This is a genomic window from Actinomycetospora sp. 2LY8.5, from assembly GCF_057180585.1.
This window is the reverse complement of sequence record NZ_JBXUHE010000006.1, coordinates 132,760-148,812: the sequence shown is the minus strand read 5'-3', so window position 1 is coordinate 148,812 and position 16,053 is coordinate 132,760. Positions and strand designations below refer to the sequence as shown.

15 protein-coding genes and 1 pseudogene are annotated in these 16,053 nt (G+C 74.7%); 11 read left to right on the top strand and 5 right to left on the bottom strand.

Going from position 1 to position 16,053, the window contains the following annotated elements; genetic code table 11:
* Positions 1 to 66 precede the first annotated feature (66 nt).
* The 4 genes from AC2A1K_RS10780 to AC2A1K_RS10765 are packed head-to-tail and all read left to right on the top strand — an operon-like array spanning position 67 to position 5,322.
* Positions 67 to 657 (top strand): urease subunit gamma, encoded by a 591-nt coding sequence (locus AC2A1K_RS10780; RefSeq protein WP_483896292.1) that lies wholly within the window; start codon positions 67 to 69, stop codon positions 655 to 657.
* Entirely contained in the window at positions 654 to 2,342 is a 1,689-nt protein-coding gene (locus AC2A1K_RS10775) for an urease subunit alpha (RefSeq protein ID WP_483896291.1), read from the top strand. The genes AC2A1K_RS10780 and AC2A1K_RS10775 overlap by 4 nt, the downstream gene beginning before the upstream one ends.
* Positions 2,339 to 4,006 carry an amidohydrolase gene (locus tag AC2A1K_RS10770; RefSeq protein ID WP_483896290.1) on the top strand — a complete coding sequence of 556 codons (1,668 nt, stop codon included), beginning with the start codon at positions 2,339 to 2,341 and terminating at the stop codon, positions 4,004 to 4,006. The genes AC2A1K_RS10775 and AC2A1K_RS10770 overlap by 4 nt, the downstream gene beginning before the upstream one ends.
* Positions 4,003 to 5,322: an MFS transporter gene (locus AC2A1K_RS10765; RefSeq protein ID WP_483896289.1), complete on the top strand. Its 1,320-nt coding sequence runs from the start codon at positions 4,003 to 4,005 to the stop codon at positions 5,320 to 5,322. The genes AC2A1K_RS10770 and AC2A1K_RS10765 overlap by 4 nt, the downstream gene beginning before the upstream one ends.
* 49 nt (positions 5,323 to 5,371) lie before the next feature.
* On the opposite strand, the gene AC2A1K_RS10760 is transcribed toward AC2A1K_RS10765, so the two are convergent.
* Positions 5,372 to 6,595 (bottom strand): FAD-dependent monooxygenase, encoded by a 1,224-nt coding sequence (locus AC2A1K_RS10760; RefSeq protein WP_483896288.1) that lies wholly within the window; start codon positions 6,593 to 6,595, stop codon positions 5,372 to 5,374.
* Positions 6,596 to 6,736: 141 nt separating this feature from the next.
* On the opposite strand from AC2A1K_RS10760, the gene AC2A1K_RS10755 reads away from it, so the two are divergent.
* Entirely contained in the window at positions 6,737 to 6,895 is a 159-nt protein-coding gene (locus tag AC2A1K_RS10755; RefSeq protein ID WP_483896287.1) for a hypothetical protein, read from the top strand.
* Here AC2A1K_RS10755 and AC2A1K_RS10750 read toward each other — a convergent pair.
* Both AC2A1K_RS10750 and guaA read right to left on the bottom strand, forming a co-directional pair.
* On the bottom strand, positions 6,892 to 8,013 hold the full coding sequence (locus AC2A1K_RS10750; protein WP_483896286.1) for an aminotransferase class I/II-fold pyridoxal phosphate-dependent enzyme: 1,122 nt from the start codon (positions 8,011 to 8,013) through the stop codon (positions 6,892 to 6,894). The genes AC2A1K_RS10755 and AC2A1K_RS10750 overlap by 4 nt on opposite strands.
* Before the next feature lie 67 nt (positions 8,014 to 8,080).
* On the bottom strand, positions 8,081 to 9,640 hold the full coding sequence (guaA, locus tag AC2A1K_RS10745) for a glutamine-hydrolyzing GMP synthase (RefSeq protein WP_483896285.1): 1,560 nt from the start codon (positions 9,638 to 9,640) through the stop codon (positions 8,081 to 8,083).
* Positions 9,641 to 9,717: 77 nt separating this feature from the next.
* Here guaA and AC2A1K_RS10740 point away from each other — a divergent pair, with 77 nt between their 5' ends.
* Together AC2A1K_RS10740 and AC2A1K_RS10735 are read left to right on the top strand one after the other, a co-directional pair.
* Complete coding sequence (locus AC2A1K_RS10740) at positions 9,718 to 10,383, top strand: PadR family transcriptional regulator (RefSeq protein WP_483896284.1); 666 nt, start codon at positions 9,718 to 9,720, stop codon at positions 10,381 to 10,383.
* Positions 10,380 to 11,726, top strand: a complete 1,347-nt coding sequence (locus tag AC2A1K_RS10735; protein WP_483896283.1) for an FAD-dependent oxidoreductase — start codon at positions 10,380 to 10,382, stop codon at positions 11,724 to 11,726. Before AC2A1K_RS10740 ends, AC2A1K_RS10735 begins: the two co-directional genes overlap by 4 nt.
* A 47-nt stretch (positions 11,727 to 11,773) precedes the next feature.
* Here the strand turns inward: AC2A1K_RS10735 and AC2A1K_RS10730 are convergent, their stop codons facing one another.
* The gene (locus AC2A1K_RS10730; protein WP_483896282.1) at positions 11,774 to 12,961 is read right to left on the bottom strand and encodes a cytochrome P450; all 1,188 of its coding nucleotides are present in this window, start codon (positions 12,959 to 12,961) and stop codon (positions 11,774 to 11,776) included.
* Between the two features lie 72 nt (positions 12,962 to 13,033).
* On the opposite strand from AC2A1K_RS10730, the gene AC2A1K_RS10725 reads away from it, so the two are divergent.
* Entirely contained in the window at positions 13,034 to 13,660 is a 627-nt protein-coding gene (locus AC2A1K_RS10725; protein WP_483896281.1) for a TetR/AcrR family transcriptional regulator, read from the top strand.
* On the opposite strand, the gene AC2A1K_RS10720 is transcribed toward AC2A1K_RS10725, so the two are convergent.
* Entirely contained in the window at positions 13,617 to 14,672 is a 1,056-nt protein-coding gene (locus AC2A1K_RS10720) for a maleylacetate reductase (RefSeq protein WP_483896280.1), read from the bottom strand. The genes AC2A1K_RS10725 and AC2A1K_RS10720 overlap by 44 nt on opposite strands.
* Before the next feature lie 141 nt (positions 14,673 to 14,813).
* Between AC2A1K_RS10720 and AC2A1K_RS10715 the strand changes: the two genes are divergently transcribed.
* The 3 genes and pseudogenes from AC2A1K_RS10715 to AC2A1K_RS10705 all read left to right on the top strand — a co-directional run.
* Positions 14,814 to 15,275: an IclR family transcriptional regulator domain-containing protein gene (locus tag AC2A1K_RS10715; RefSeq protein WP_483896371.1), complete on the top strand. Its 462-nt coding sequence runs from the start codon at positions 14,814 to 14,816 to the stop codon at positions 15,273 to 15,275.
* A gap of 195 nt (positions 15,276 to 15,470) precedes the next feature.
* On the top strand, positions 15,471 to 15,728 hold the full coding sequence (locus tag AC2A1K_RS10710) for an RtcB family protein (RefSeq protein WP_483896279.1): 258 nt from the start codon (positions 15,471 to 15,473) through the stop codon (positions 15,726 to 15,728).
* Positions 15,695 to 15,880: pseudogene (locus AC2A1K_RS10705) on the top strand (RtcB family protein); the annotation flags it as partial. The gene AC2A1K_RS10710 and the pseudogene AC2A1K_RS10705, both read left to right, overlap by 34 nt.
* Positions 15,881 to 16,053 lie beyond the last annotated feature (173 nt).

The following is a 16,053-nucleotide window of genomic DNA, read 5'->3' as shown; positions in this document are numbered from 1 at the left end:
CGGCGAACACGTCTTCCGGAGACCGAAGACACCAGGCACCCTGGTCTGCTCACCCGGGAGGACACCGTGCACCTCACCCCTCGCGAGCACGAGAGAGTGCTGCTGCACAGTGCAGCCGAGCTCGCACGACGGCGCCTCGCCCGCGGTTCGGTGCTCGGCGCGGCGGAGGCGATCGCTCTGGTCTGCGACGAGATCTGCGAGCTCGCCTGGGACGGCCACGATCTCGACGACGTGGTGCGCCGGGCCCGCGAGGTGGTCCCACCCGGCCGGCTCGTCGAGGGCGTCGCCGCGGCCGTGCCGTCGGTGCAGGTCGAGGCGCTCTTCCCGCACGGCACCACGCTCGTGCACGTGGACCGTCCGTTCGGACCTCCGGGAACCGACGGCCCCGGTGCCGTCCGACCGACGAGCGGCACGATCGACCTCGCCCCGGGCCGCGCCCGCCACGACGTCGTCCTGCGCAACGACGGCGACCAGGCGGTCTGGGTGACCTCGCACGTGCCGCTCGACCGGCTCAACCGCCGCCTCCGGGTCGACGTCTCCGACGGCACCGATCCCGCACACCTGCGCCTCGACATCGCCGCCGGCACTGCCGTGCGCATCGACGTCGGGGCGACGCGGGAGACGACGGCCGTCCGCCTCGGGGGTGCCGCCCGATGACCAGCCTCGACCGCGCCGACTACGCCCGCGTCTACGGCCCCACCACCGGCGACCGCATGCGCCTCGGCGACACCGACCTCTGGGTGGAGGTGGACGCCGACGACACCGAACCGGGCGAGGAGATGCTCGGCGGCTGCGGCAAGACGGCCCGCCAGGGCGCGCTCGTCACCGACCGCGCGCCCCGGGACAGCGCGCTCGATCTCGTCGTCCTCGGGGTCCTGCTGCTCGACCCCGTGCTCGGGATCCGGAAGACCTCGATCGGGGTCAAGGACGGACGCGTCGTCGGCGTCGGCCGCGCCGGCAACCCCGAGGTGCAGGACGGCGTCGAGCTCGTCGTCGACGCCCACACCGCGATGATCCCGGGCGAGGGCCTCGTCGCGACGCCCGGCGCCGTCGACTCCCACGTCCACCTCTCGAACGCCGACCTCGCGCCGGCCGCGCTGTCGGCCGGGGTGACGACGCTGGTCGGCATGGGTATCGGCGGGGTCTGGGACGTCGGCGCGAACCCCGCGCCCAACCTCCACACGCTCATGGCCTCCTGGACCGCCGCGCCGGTGAACGCCGCGTTCCTCGCGCGCGGGTCGTCCGGCTCGGCAGACCTGCTCGAGCGCGCGGTGCTCGCCGGGGCGGGCGGGTTCAAGGTCCACGAGGACTGGGGCGCAGGCCCGGACGCCATCGACACGTGCCTCGGCGTCGCCGAGCAGGCCGACCTCCCCGTCGCCCTGCACACCGACACGCTGAACGAGTCGGGCTACCTGGACGACACGCTCGACGCCGTCGGCGGGCGCACCGTGCACGCGTACCACGTCGAGGGCGGCGGCGGGCACCCCGATCTGCTGCGCATGGTCGGCCTCGACTCGGTGCTGACGTCCTCCACCACGCCCACCCTCCCGCTGACCGCGGCGACCGTCCGCGAGCTCGGGCCGATGACGATGACCGTGCACCGCGGGCACCCCGACCTGCCCAGCGACCGCAGCATCGCGGCGAGCCGGATCCGCGAGCACGCCATCGCCGCGGAGAACCGGCTGCACGACGACGGCGCCATCGCGATCGTCAACTCCGACGCGCTCGGCATGGGCCGCATCGGCGAGACGGTGCGCCGCACCTGGCAGCTCGCCCACGTGCAGGCCCACCTCGCCGGCGAGACCGGCCCCGACGTGGCCAACAACGCGCGGGTGCTGCGGTACCTCGCGAAGCTCACGCACAACCCGGCCGTGGCCCACGGCCTCGCCGCCCACGTGGGGTCGCTGCGCGCCGGCCGGATCGCCGACATCGTACTGTGGTCGCCGGCCTGGTTCGGCGCGGTGCCCGACCTCGTGATCAAGTCCGGGTTCGTCGCCTGGGGCGCGGCCGGGTCGGGGTCGGGCTCGACGCGGCTCGGCCAGCCCCGGCGGATGCGCGGCTTCCACGGCGCCCGCGGCGACGCCCCGGCGCGCCTGGCCCACCAGTTCGTCGCGGCCGCCTGCCTGGACGACCCCGCCGCCCGGGCCGCCCTCCCGTCCGGACCCCGCTACACCGCGATCACCGGGAGCCGCGGCCTCGGCTCGGTCGACATGCTCTTCAACACCGCGACACCGCGGGTCGAGATCCCCGGCGAGCCGTCGCCCGTGCGGATCGACGGCCGCGAGGTGCCGCTGCACCACGCCACCGATCTGCCCCTGACCCGCGTGCACCACCTGGGATGACCGTGGACATCGACCTGCTGCTCCGGGACGCCGACGTCCGCACCCTCGACGACGACCACCCGCGCGGACGGGCGCTCGCGGTGCACCACGGCCGCGTCCTGGCCGTGCTGGACGACGACGAGCTCCCGGCCGGGGTCCGCGCCCGCCGGGTCGTCGCGGTCGGCGGCGCCACGGTGGTCCCGGGGTTCGACGACGCGCACCAGCACACCGCCTGGTTCGGGCAGTCACTCGCCGAGATCCCGTTGGGCGGCCTGACCGAGCTCGACGCGGTCTACGACGCCGTCGCGGCACGGGCGGCCGAGCTGCCGGCCGGCGCCTTCGTCGTCGGCACCGGCTACGACGACGTCGCCCTCGGCGGCTCGCCGGATCGGCACGCGCTCGACCGCGCCGGCGGCGGTCGCCCGGTGTGGCTCAAGCACCGCTCCGCCCACGTCTGCGCGGTGTCGAGCACGGTGCTGCGGCGCGCCGGGGTCCTCGACGGCACCGCGGAGGTGCCCGCCGGCGGCGTCGTGGTCCGCGACGAGGCCGGCGACCCCACCGGCGTCCTGCTCGAGGCCGCGCAGGCACTGGCCGGCGACCTGCTGCGGCCCTACGCCGTCGACGACCTGGCCGACGCGATCCGCGCGGCCACCGCGGTGTTCGCCCGCCAGGGCATCACCCACGTCACCGAGGCCGGGATCGGCGGCGGGTGGATCGGCCGCTCCCCCCGCGAGCTCGCCGCCTACCAGCTCGCCCGCGAGCGCGGGGACCTCGCCGTGCGCGTCGACCTCATGCCCGAGACCTCCGTGCTGCGCGACACCGACGGCGGCCCGGGGCGGGGCCTCGACCTGGGCCTGCGCCCGGGCCTCGGCGACCTCGACCTGCGCATCGGCCCCATGAAGATCTTCTTCGACGGCGCGCTGAGCTCGCGCACCGCCGCCCTGCACGAGCCCTACGCCGACCGCGACCACGCCGGCTACCTCGGCGACGAGCCCGAGGTCCTGCACGCCGCCGTCGTCGAGGCCGTCGCGGGCGGCTGGACGGTCGCCGCGCACGCCATCGGCGACCGCGCGGTCGACGCCGCCCTCGACGCGTTCGCCGCCGCGGACGAGCAGCCCTGGCCCCGCGTCCGCCCGCCCCGCCACCGCCTCGAGCACGCCGGTCTCGTCGACGACGCCGCACTGGGGCGCATGGCCGCCCTCGGCGTCACCCCGGTCCCGCAGGCCCGGTTCCTGGACGAGATCGGGGACTCGATGGCCGCGGCGGTCGGCGACGACCGCGCCGATCTGCTCTACCGCCACGCGTCGTTCCTGCGCGCCGGGCTGCACGTCCCGGCGAGCTCGGACCGACCCTGCGTCGCCGACGGGCACCCGTTGCGGGGGATGGCGTCGATGATCCGGCGGCGCACGGCGGCCGGCCGGACGCTCGGCGCCGCCGAGGCCGTCGACGCCGAGACCGCGCTGCGCGCCTCCACCGTCGACGCCGCCTGGGTCGCCGGCGACGAGGACGTCCGCGGACGCCTTTCCCCCGGCTTCGCCGCCGACCTCGTCGTCCTCGGCGACGACCCCGTTCGCATCGATCCCGACCGACTCGGCGACATCGAGGTCGTCGCCACCCTCCGGGGCGGGCGTGCCACCCACGGCGCGGACGTCCTGGGCCTGCCTCCCGACGGAGACACACCATGAGCACTGCACCGCAACCGACCGAAGCCGACGCCCGCCGCGTGGCCGTCGGGGCGTTCGTCGGCACCGCCCTCGAGTGGTACGACTTCTTCCTCTACGGCACCGCCGCGTCGCTGGTGTTCAACCGCCTCTACTTCGCGACCGACGACGCCGTCGTCGCCACCCTCGCCGCGTTCGCGTCGTTCGCCGTCGGCTTCCTCGCCCGCCCTCTCGGCGGCATCGTGTTCGGCCACCTCGGCGACCGGATCGGCCGGCGGAAGTGCCTGCTGATCACGGTGGTGATGATCGGCGTGGTCACCGGGCTCATCGGCGTGCTGCCCGGGTTCGCCGACATCGGCATCGCCGCGCCGGTGCTGCTGACCCTGCTGCGGCTGCTGCAGGGCGTCGCGGTCGGGGGCGAGTGGGGCGGGGCCATCACCCTCGCCGTCGAGCACGCCCCGCCCGGCAAGCGCGGGCGCTATGCGGCGATGCCGCAGATCGGCTCCCCGGTGGGCACACTGCTGTCGTCCGGGGCGTTCCTGCTGGTCGCGTTGCTGCCTCCCGAGGACTTCGACGCCTGGGGCTGGCGGCTGCCGTTCCTCGCGGCGTTCCCGCTGCTCGCCGTGGCCCTGTGGCTGCGCCGGCGCGTGGAGGAGTCGCCCCTGTTCGACCGTCTGCTCGCCGAGGACGCCCGCGCGTCCGCCCCGGTCCGCGACGTCGTCGCCCGCGCGTGGCCGGCCCTGCTCGTCGGCGCCGGCTCGGCGTTCCTCGGGGTCGGCGGCTTCTACCTCGCCACGACGTTCGTCATCAGCTACGCCACCGGCGACCTCGGGCTCCCACGTCCGCTGGCGCTGGGCGCGACCCTCGTCGCCGCGGTCGTGGAGATCGGCGTGCTCGTCCTGGGCGGCCGGCTCGCGGAACGCTTCGGGGCCGCGCGCGTGACGGTGGTCGGCGGCCTCGCGTCCGCGGTGGTCGCGCTGCCGATGTTCTGGCTGCTCGACACCCGCAACGCCGTTGCGGTCGTGGGCGGGGTGACGCTCGGCGTCGCGGCGCTCTCGATCCCCTACGCGGTCTCCGGCGACCTCCTGGCCCGGCTCTTCCCGGCCCGCGTGCGGTACAGCGGCATCGCGCTGGCCGCCAACCTCGCCGGCATCGCGTCCGGCTTCGTGCCCCTCGCCGCCACCGCGGTCCTCGCCGCGGCCGGCGGCGCGTCCTGGGCGCCGGGTCTCCTGCTCGTCGGGATCGCCCTGATCACCGTGATCAGCGGGCTCCTGGCGCCGCGGCTCTATGTCCCGGACGCCGAACTGACCACCGAAGGCGTCGCGGGTCGCACGGGGTGAGTCGGCGATCCCGGGGAGCACGCCGAGAGCGGCAGGAAGTTCCCCACGGTCACGGCGCGCCGGCCGCGATCACCGGCACCGGTGCCGGCACGTCGAGACGGTTGCGCCGGCCCGCGTAGCGCGGGAACCCCGGGATCCGGGCGAGCGTCCGCAGCGCCGTGGGCGGCCCGGCGTCACCCGACTCGATCCGCTCCGCCGCGAGACGCTCCGTCCGCACCTGGGCCCGCTGCTCGCGCTCGACCCCCGGCCGGCGGGCGGCTTCGAGACCCTCGGCGGCGTCGTCCAGCTGCGCGGGGTCGGGCGGCGTGCGGCGCAGGGGCCCGACGAGCCGGTTCGCGAGGTCCGCGGCGTCGGCGAGCGCGAGGTTGATCCCGTTGCCGCCCACCGGCGAGACGACGTGCGCCGCGTCGCCCAGCAGCACGAGCCCGGGACGGGTCCAGCGCTCCACGGTCGTGATCCGCACGGGCAGCAGCGTCAGGTCGGCGACGTCGCGCAGGTCGTCGAGCCGGCCCGCGAGCCAGGGCAGCGCGCCGACCGCCGCGTCGCGCAGCGCGTCGACACCCCGCGCCCGCACCTCCGCCAGGGTGCCCGCCCGGATCGTCCAGCCGAGCTGCCAGTCACCGCGCTGGTCGAGCAGGGCGACGCTGCCGGTGGGGGTGCCGAACAGGTCGAGACCGGAGTACGACGGGTCGTCGGCGCGGCGCCGGAACGCGTGCCACAGGATGTCGAGGCTCGCGCCGAGCTCGGTGGCCGCGAGCCCGGACGCGGCGCGGACCTTGGAGTTCCGTCCGTCGGCACCGACGACGAGCGCGGCGTCGAGCTCGTGCTTCGAGGCCTCGACCGTGTACTCGACCCCGCACACGCGCCCCACCTCGTCGTGGCGCAGCGACGAGAACCGCGCGCCCATGAGGACGCGGGCACCGTGCGCGCGGGCCCGGTCGGCGAGCCACGGCAGGAACGCCGCCTGCGGGATCAGGGCGTAGAAGGGGAACCGGGTGCTCGCGCCGCGGTAGTCGACGAGGGTCCAGGTGCGCTCGGCGGTGTGCCAGCGGAAGGCGTCGGAGCGGGTGTGCGGCACCTCGTCGAGCAGCGGGCCCGCGAGCCCGAGCGTGTCGAGGTACTCGAGGACCCCCGGCGCGAGCGTGTCGCCCCGGAAGCGGCGGGCGAAGTCGTGGCGTGACTCCAGCAGCGTCACCGACACCCCGCCCCGTGCGAGCAGGTAGGCCAGGAGCACCCCGCCGGGGCCGCCACCGACGATCACCACGTCGCTCACTCCGTCACCATACCTCTCGATGATGGAGATACCGGGCGAGCGGAGCACACCTCTTGACCATGCCCCGACGGCATGGTGCGGGATGGGTCGGCCGGCACGGGGACGGCACCGCAACGATCGGCTCCCGGCAGGAGGACACCCATGAACGACATCGACGCGGAGATGGCCGCCATCATCGATCGGCTGCGGCGCCTGCGCGCCGAGGTGCAGCAGGCCCTGCGCTCGGTCACCGCCGACGATCGTGGCGGCGTTCCTGACGTCGACGGTGGGCGTGGCGCCCCGGCCGACCGGGCGACCTAGAGCTTGCGCAGGCGCAGCAGGGCGTCGGCGAGGATCTCGTCGCGTTTGCAGCAGGCGAAGCGGACCTGGGTCTCCACGCCCACCGGGGAGGCGTGGAAGACCTGATTGGGGACGGCTGCGACGCCGACGCGTTCGGGGAGCGAGCGGCAGAACTCCAGGGAGTCGGTGACCCCGAGCGGTGCCACGTCCGCGGTGACGAAGTAGGTCGCCTTGGACCCGAACACCTCGAGGCCCAGCTCGCGCAGGCCGTCGGTGAGCAGGTCACGCTTGCGCGCGAGGTCGTCGCCGAGGTGCGCGAGGCGGTCGTCGGGGAGCTCGAGACCGGTCGCGATGCCGTGCTGCAGCGGGGTGCCGGCGGCGAACGAGAACCACTGCTTGACGCCGAGCACCTTCTCGACCAGCGAAGCGGGACCGGTCGCCCACCCGATCTTCCAGCCGGTGACCGAGAACGTCTTGCCGCCCGAGCCGACGGTGATCGTGCGCTCGAACATCCCGGGCAGCGTCGCGATGGGGACGTGGACGTTGTCGTCGAACACGAGGTGCTCGTAGACCTCGTCGGACAGCACGATCAGGTCGTGCTCGACGGCGACGTCGGCGATCGACTGCAGCTCGTCGCGCGAGAGCACCGCGCCGGTCGGGTTGTGCGGCGTGTTCAGCACGATCATGCGGGTGCGGTCGGTGACCGCGGCCCGCAGCGCCGCGGCGTCCAGCACGTAGTCGGGCGCGTGGATGCGCACGGGCACGAGCGTCGCGCCCAGCAGCGCCGCTGTCGCGCCGTAGAGGTCGTAGTACGGCTCGAGGGCGATCACCTCGTCGCCGGGCGAGAGCAGCCCGGTCATCGCCGACGAGAGCGCCTCCGACGCGCCGGAGCACACGACGACCCCTCCGTCGGCGGCGATGTCGAGTGAGTACCAGCGGCGCTGGTGCTCGGCGATCGCCGCGCGCAGCGACGGGATGCCGACCGCGGGCGGGTACTGGTTCCAGCCCTTGTGCATCGCGGCGACGGCGGCGTCGACGACCTCGCGCGGCCCCGGGGTGTCCGGGAACCCCTGACCGAGGTTGATCGCGTCGTGCTCCAGCGCGAGCCGGGACATCTCGCTGAAGATCGTCTCAGCCATCAGGAGGTGACCTCCGGTCTCGTGAGCACTTTCCGGTTCCATAGCACCAGAAAGTGCGCACGGACGCTCACTCCCACTCGATGGTCCCCGGCGGCTTGCTCGTCACGTCCAGGACGACGCGGTTGATCTCGGCGCACTCGTTGGTGATCCGGGTCGAGATGCGTTCGAGCACGTCGTAGGGCAGGCGCGTCCAGTCGGCGGTCATCGCATCCTCGCTGGAGACCGGCCGCAGCACCACCGGGTGCCCGTAGGTGCGCCCGTCGCCCTGCACGCCGACCGACCGCACGTCGGCGAGCAGCACCACCGGGCACTGCCAGATCACGTCGTCGAGCCCACCCGAGGTCAGCTCCTCGCGCGCGATCGCGTCGGCGCGGCGCAGGGTCGCGAGCCGGTCGGCGTCGACGGCCCCGATGACGCGGATCGCGAGCCCCGGACCCGGGAACGGCTGGCGGCGCACGATCGTCTCGGGCAGCCCGAGCTCGGCGCCGACGCGGCGGACCTCGTCCTTGAACAGCGCCCGCAGCGGCTCGACCAGCGAGAACTGCAGGTCGTCGGGGAGCCCGCCGACGTTGTGGTGCGACTTGATCGTCGCGGCACCCGAGCCGCCGCCGGACTCGACGACGTCGGGATAGAGCGTGCCCTGGACGAGGAAGTCCGCGCCCTTGCCCTCGCTCACCGACCGGGCGGCGCCCTCGAACGCACGGATGAACTCGCGACCGATGATCTTGCGTTTCTCCTCCGGGTCGACGACGCCGTCGAGCTCGCGCAGGAAGGTCTCGGCGGCGTCGACGGTGACGAGGTCGACGCCGGTGGCGGCGACGAAGTCACGCTCGACCTGGGCCCGCTCGCCCTCGCGCAGCAGGCCGTGGTCGACGAACACGCAGGTCAGACGGTCGCCGATCGCGCGCTGGACGAGCGCGGCAGCCACCGCGGAGTCGACACCACCCGAGAGCCCGCAGATGGCACGGCCGTCACCGACCTGCGCACGAATCGTCGCGACCGTCTCGTCGATGATGTTGGCGGTGTTCCAGTCGGCGGGCACACCGGCGACGTCACGCAGGAACCGGCGCAGCACCTCCTGGCCGTGCGGCGAGTGCCCGACCTCCGGGTGGTACTGGACGCCCGCGAAGCGCCGCGCGACGTCCTCGAACGCGGCCACCGGCGCGCCGGGTGACGACGCGGTGACCGTGAACCCCTCGGGCGCCTTCGTCACGCCGTCGCCGTGGCTCATCCACACGGGGTGCGCGTCAGGCAGCTCGGTGTGCAGCCGCCCGGCGTCCCCGGCCACCGACAGCTCGGTGCGCCCGTACTCGCGGTCGCCGGTGTGCGCGACCGTGCCGCCCAGCGCGCCGGCCATCAGCTGGAAGCCGTAGCAGATGCCGAACACCGGCACCCCGGCGTCGAACAGCGCGGGGTCGACGCTCGGCGCACCCTCGGCGTACACGCTCGCCGGCCCGCCCGACAGCACGATCGCCGCCGGGTCCTTGGCGAGCATCTCGTCCACCGGCGTCGTGTGCGGCACGACCTCCGAGTAGACCTGCGCCTCACGCACCCGGCGGGCGATGAGCTGCGCGTACTGCGCGCCGTAGTCGACGACGAGGACGGGGCGCTCACCACTGGCGGTCACGGCCCCATTGTGCCGAGGACCCCCACGACACGACGCGCTTGCCTGTTAGTGTCAACGACACTAGTGTCGTCGGAACCATGACTCAGCGCTCCGGACTCGCCCTCGCCGTCCTCGCCCTCGCCGCGGAGGAGCCCATGCACCCGTACCGGATGCAGCGGCTCCTGCGGGAGCGCGGCAAGGACCAGGTCGTCAACGTCGGGCAGCGCTCGCAGCTCTACAAGACGATCGACCGCCTCGTGCGCGACGGACTGCTCGTCGCGCAGGGCACCGAGCGGGAGTCCGCGCGCCCGGAGCGCACCGTCTACGCGGTCACCGACACCGGCCGCGAGCTGGCCATCACGTGGACGCTGGACATGCTCACCGCGCCCCGCCACGAGTTCGCGGAGTTCACCGCCGCGCTCGCCTACCTGCCGCTGCTGGATCCCGAGGTGGCCGCCGACGCGCTCGCCCTGCGCCTGTCCGACCGCCGCGGCGAGCTCGAGCGGTTGCGCCGCGAGCTGGAGCACGTCGCGGCGACGCTGCCGCGGATCGTGCTCGTCGAGGCCGAGTACGCGCTCGCCCACCTCGAGACCGACGTCGCCTGGATCGCCGGGCTCGTCGACGACCTGTGCACCGGCGCCCTGCACTGGGACCGCGCCGATCTCCTCGACCAGTCACGCCGGCTCGAGGCCGGCGGGGAGACGGAGCGATCAGGGGAGCACGCCGACAGGAGCGCACGACCCGTCGAGGAGGACATACCATGAAGGTGATCATCATCGGCGCGGGCACCGGCGGGATGTGTCTCGCGCACGGCCTGCGCCGCGCCGGCATCGAGGTCGCCGTCCACGAGCGCGACCGCACCCGCACGAGCGGGCTGCACGGCTACCGCGTGGGCATCTCGCCCAACGGCGCCCGCGCGCTCAAGGCCTGCCTCGACCCGGAGCTCTTCGCGATGTTCGTGGCCACCACCGCCGCGCCGTACACGAAGCTCGCGATGCTCACCGAGCGGTACCGCACGCTGATCAGCCTCGACTTCGCCGACCTCCCGCACGCGAGTGACGACCCCGAGGCTCGAGCTCCTGAGAACGGCGAGCACAACGTCAGCCGGATGACGCTGCGCCAGGTGCTGTTCACGGGCATGGACGACGTCATCACGTTCGACCGCCGGTTCACGCACTACACCCAGCACACCGACGGGCAGGTCACCGCGCACTTCGACGACGGCAGCGCCGACACCGGCGACCTGCTCGTCGGCGCCGACGGCGCGAGCTCGCGGGTGCGGCGCCAGCACCTCCCGCACGCCACGCACACCGAGACCGGGCTCGTCGCGATCGGCGGCAAGACGCTGCTCACCGAGCGGTCCGAGCAGCTCGTGCCCGAGGGTGTGCGCCACGGCTTCGGCATGTACTTCGACCGCCGCGGCCAGTTCGGGATCACGCACATGGTGCGGATGCCGTGGGGCGGTGTCGACGGCGTGGGCTCCAGCGACGACGAGCTGCTCGCCCGCTGGCCCGGCCTGCGCTTCGACAACACCACCGACTACATCTCCTGGGCGATCACGACGTCGCGCTCGATCGCGCCGAACGACTTCCTCGAGCGCACCGGCCCCGAGGCCCTCGCCCTGGCCGGCGAGCTCAGCGAGGGCTGGGATCCGCGCTGGCTCGACCTCATCGCCACCGCCGACCCCGGCTCGACGGTGGCCCTGGGCATCCGGACCGCCGATCCCGTGCCGGCGTGGGCGCCGAGCACGGTGACGATGATCGGCGACGCCATCCACACGATGACCCCGGGTCGCGGGGCCGGGGCCAACACCGCGCTGCGCGACGCCCGCGAGCTGCGCGACCGCCTGGTGCAGGTGCGTGACGGCGAGAAGCCCCTGCTCGAGGCGGTCGGCGAGTACGAGGACCTCATGCGCCGCTACTCCTCGCTCGCCGTCCGCGAGTCGCTGGAGTTCATGAACGACAACGGCACCGCGCGCCGTCCGGTGATCGGGCCGCTGTCGGTGATGGCCCAGCGCGCCGGCATGCGCCTGATCGACCGCATCCCGCCGGCCAAGCGCCGCATGGCCCGCGGGATGCAGAAGGTGCGCGACTCCGAGCTGGTCTGACCGCCGGTCATGTGAGCACTTTCCGGTGCTATAGCACCGGAAAGTGCTCACGTAGGCGGGGTGCAGCTGACCGGCAGTGCCAGCGGGCCGGAGTCGACCTCGCCGTGGTGCCACGGGATGTCGGCGACCGGGACGGCGAGGCGCAGGTGCGGGGCCCGGCGCGACAGCGCGGTCAGCGCCGCCGTGAGCTCGACGCGGGCCAGCGACGCGCCGAGACAGTGGTGCGGGCCGCGCCCGAACCCGAGGTGGGGGACGCCGCGCCCCGGGCACAGCGCCTCGGGGTCGGGGAAGCGCGCCGGGTCGTGGTTGGCGGCCTCGAGCCGCAGGAGCACCTTCTCCCCGGCCGCGATCGCCACGTCGCCCAGCACCAGGTTCTCGCCCGCCCAGCGCGGGAACACCTCGACGCCCGCGCGCCGGACCAGCTCGTCGACCACGCCCGCGACCTCCTCGGACGGGCGGTCCGCGAAGCCGGCCAGGGCGTCGTCGCCCACCAGGCGCACCACGGCCACCGCCAGACCACCCCGGATCGTGATCACTCCCGCGGCGAGCAGGGCGGTGACCAGCGCGATCAGCTCACCGTCGCCGAGGCGCCCGTCGTCGGCGTCGCGGATCCCGACGAGCGCGGAGAGCAGGTCGTCGCCCGGGTGCTCGCGGGCCGCCGCGACCAGCTCCGCGGTGAACCCCATCAGCGCGCCCCACGCCCGTTCCGCCTCGGCGAGCAGCGCCGGGTCGGCCGCAGCGCCCATCGGGTCGGCGCGCAGGGCGTCGTCGACGAGCCCGCGGAATCGGGGGTGGTCCACCAGCGCGACGCCGAGCAGCAGGCCCAGCGAGCCGACCGCCAGCGGCGCGCCGAGCAGGTCGACGAGGTCCGCGGGCCCGTCCTGCGCGGCGGCGACCAGCGCGGCCGCGTGCTCGTCGGCGAGCGCCTCGATGCGGGGCGCGAGCCCGGCGATCCGCCGCGGCGTGAACGCCCGGGCCACCAGTCGGCGCAGGCGGGCGTGCGCGGGGCCGTCCTGGAACAGCGAGGCGCGCTCGTCGGCGGTGACACCGGGCGGGGTCAGCCCCAGTCGCGGGTCGGCGAGACCGGCCGCGACCAGCTCGTACGACGTGACGAGCCAGGCCGGCGTGCCGTCGGCGCCGACGACACGTGAGACGGGTCCGTGCTCCTGCAGCCGCCGGTACACGGTCGGCGGGGTCGTCGGGTCGGGCCGTTCGAGCGGCAGCGTCGTCTCCACGGAGGCCTCCTTGGCGTTGCAGGTGCAATGTATCGGAGTGACGTTGCACCTGCAATGTGACAAGGTACCTCCGTGCCGAAGCAGGTCGATCACCACGAGCGCCGGACGCTTCTCGCCGACGCGCTGCTGCGCGTCGCGGCCCACCGCGGGCTGATGGACGTGAGCCTGCGCCACGTCGCAGCGGAGGCCGGGGTGACCGCGGGGATGGTGCAGCACTATTTCCGTACCAAGGACGAGATGATGATCTTCGCGCTGGACGTGGTCGCGGCGCGCGTCCAGGCCCGGCTGGAGGACGACCCCGAGACGACGTCCGGCGACCCGCGCCGTCTCGTGCGGGCTCTGCTCGTCCAGCTGCTGCCGCTCGACGCCGACCGCGAGCTCGAGGGCCGGGTCGCCGTCGCGTACCACGCCTACGCGGCCACCCGCCCCGACGTCGCGGCACGCCTCGAGCAGGACACGCGCGGCATGCGCGCCGCGGTGGCCGACAGGATCCGCGACGCCGGGTCCCGAGGCCCCCTCGACCCCGAGATCGCCGCCACCGGCCTGCTCGCACTCGTCGAGGGGCTCGCCGTGCACGTCCTGGGCGGCCACCTCGACGCCCACGCCGCGCTGGCGACGCTCGACGCGCACGTGGACCTCGCGTTCGCCACCCTCGCTAGTACGCCGCCTCCAGCAGCGCCGTCAGGCTCTCCCGCGTGACCGGCGCCGGGTTCGCGTAGGGCTGCGCGAGCACTGCGTCCACGACCTGCGCCAGCCCCTCGCGCGCCATCCCGAGCGCCGCCAGCGAGGTGGGTGCCCCGAGGTCGCGGGCGCGGTCGGCGAGCGCCTTCGCCACGGTGTCCGGGTCACCGGCGACGCCGAGCGCCCGCCCCAGCGCCGCGACGGCCGCGGGCGCCGACGTCCCGTTGTGGGCCACGACGTGCGGGAGCACGACGGCGTGGGTCTCGGCGTGCGGCAGGTCGAACGAGCCGCCGAGCACGTGGCAGAGCTTGTGGTGCAGCGACATCGTCGTCGCCCCGAGCACCGCGCCGCAGAGCCACGCGCCCTGCAGTGCCCCGGCCCGCGTGTCGAGGTCGTCGGGGCGCTCGACGACGGTCGGCAACGCCGCGAGCAGCGACCGCGCGCCCTCCTCGGCCATGACTGCGGTGATCGGCGTGCCGTCGGGCGCCCACAGCGCCTCGACGGCGTGCGCGACGGCGTTGAGACCGCTGGTCACCGACAGGCCCACGGGCAGCGAGAGCGTCAGCTCCGGGTCGTACACGACGGTGCGCGGCAGGACCGCGCGGTCGCGGCCGGTGCGCTTCTCGCCGTCCTCGGTCAGACCCCAGATCGGGGTCATCTCCGAGCCGGCGTAGGACGTCGGCACCGCGACCACCGGCAGCCCGTGGCGCAGCGCAACGGCCTTGCCGAGCCCGACCGACGACCCGCCGCCGACCGCCACGCACCCGTCGGCGCCCAGTTCGCGGGCTCGGTCGGCCGCCGCCGCCGCGACCGCCGCCGGCACGTGCTGCCGCGCCTCGGCGAAGACGCCGGCCGCGCGGGCGCCCAGCACGTCGGCTGTCGCTCGCAGCGTCGCCTCCTGCTCGGGCGTCCCGAGCACGAGCACGCGGCGCAGGCCCAGGCGCTCGACCTCGTCGCCCAGCTCGGCGAGACGGCCGGGGCCGAACACCACGCGCATCGGCAGCGCGTCGTGGACGAAGGAGCGGGTCATGCCGGTGACGGTACGACCGGCGTCAGAGCCGCAGGAGCCGCTCGGCGTTCCCGTGCGCGATCTTCGCCCGGTCGGCCTCGCTGATCGGGGCGGTGCGCAGGAACTCGGTGGCGACGTCCATCTCCTTGGTACGTCCCCGGGCTGCGCGACCGGACCGGGCACGCCGTCGACCTCGCGGTGTGGGGCGACCACGGTCCCGTGATCGTGCGCTGGGACTACGGCGCCCACGCCCTGCCGATCACCGTGCGGGTCGGGGCGACGATGCCGCTGCTGACGTCGTCGGTGGGGCGTGTGTTTCTCGCGCACCTCCCCCGGTCGCTCACCGGGCCGGTCCTGCGCGCGCAGGGCGCGGAGCCGGCGGAGTCCGAGGTCGAGCGGATCACCGAGGACGTCCGTCGGCGGGGCTGTGCGCTGACCTCCGGCGGGGTCATCCCCGGCATCGTGTCCGTGGCCGCGCCGGTGTTCACCACCGGCGACTCGCCGCCGCTGGTCGTCGCCCTCGCCCTCCCGGAGCGTGATGCTCCCGCGGAGGTCCTGGAGACCGTCACCGCGGCGCTGCTCGAGACCACGGCGGCGATGTCCGCCGAGCTCGGGGTCGCGTGAATCGCGGGTGCACGACGATCGTGGTGGCTACCGTCACCTCCCGGAGCGCCGCCCGAGCCGCGGGGAGGGGAGGCCGACCATGGAGAAGATCAACGGTCGCCTGCTCGAACTGGGCCTCGATCCTCGACGCCGGCACCCGCGAGCAGGCCGAGCGCACCGCGACGATGCCCTTGCATCCACCCGCACGTCGCGCCGATGCCCGACGCGCACCTCGGCTGCGGCGCGACCGTCGGCTCGGTGATCCCGACCCGGCGGGCGATCATGCCGGCGGCCGTCGGCGTCGACATCGGCTCCGGCATGGCGGCGGTCCGGACGCAGTTCCACGGGGATCTCCTGCGCTCGAAGGGCTCCCTCGCCCCGCTGCGGGGGCGATCGAGCGGGCGATTCCGCTCGGCGCCGGGCACCACCACCGCAAGGTCGTGGCGACCTCGGTGCCACGGGTCGGGGAGCTGACGAAGCTCGCCGAGGAGGCCGGGTTCGACCCGTCGCGCGACACGAAGGGGTGGGAGGCGCAGCTGGGCACGCTGGGCAGCGGCGACCACATCATCGAGGTCACCGTCGACGACGCCGACCGGGTCTGGCCGTTCCTGCACTCCGGCTCGCGCGGCGTCGGGAACACGATCGCCCAGCGGCACATCGCCGTGGCCCGCGAGCCCTGCGCCCGGCCGGGGCCGTCGACGCCCACGTCCTCGCCGCCGAGCAGGCCGCCGAGCAGGCCGCCGAGCAGGCCGCCGAGCAGGCCGCCGAGCAGGCCGCCGAGCACACCGGCCTGCGCGTC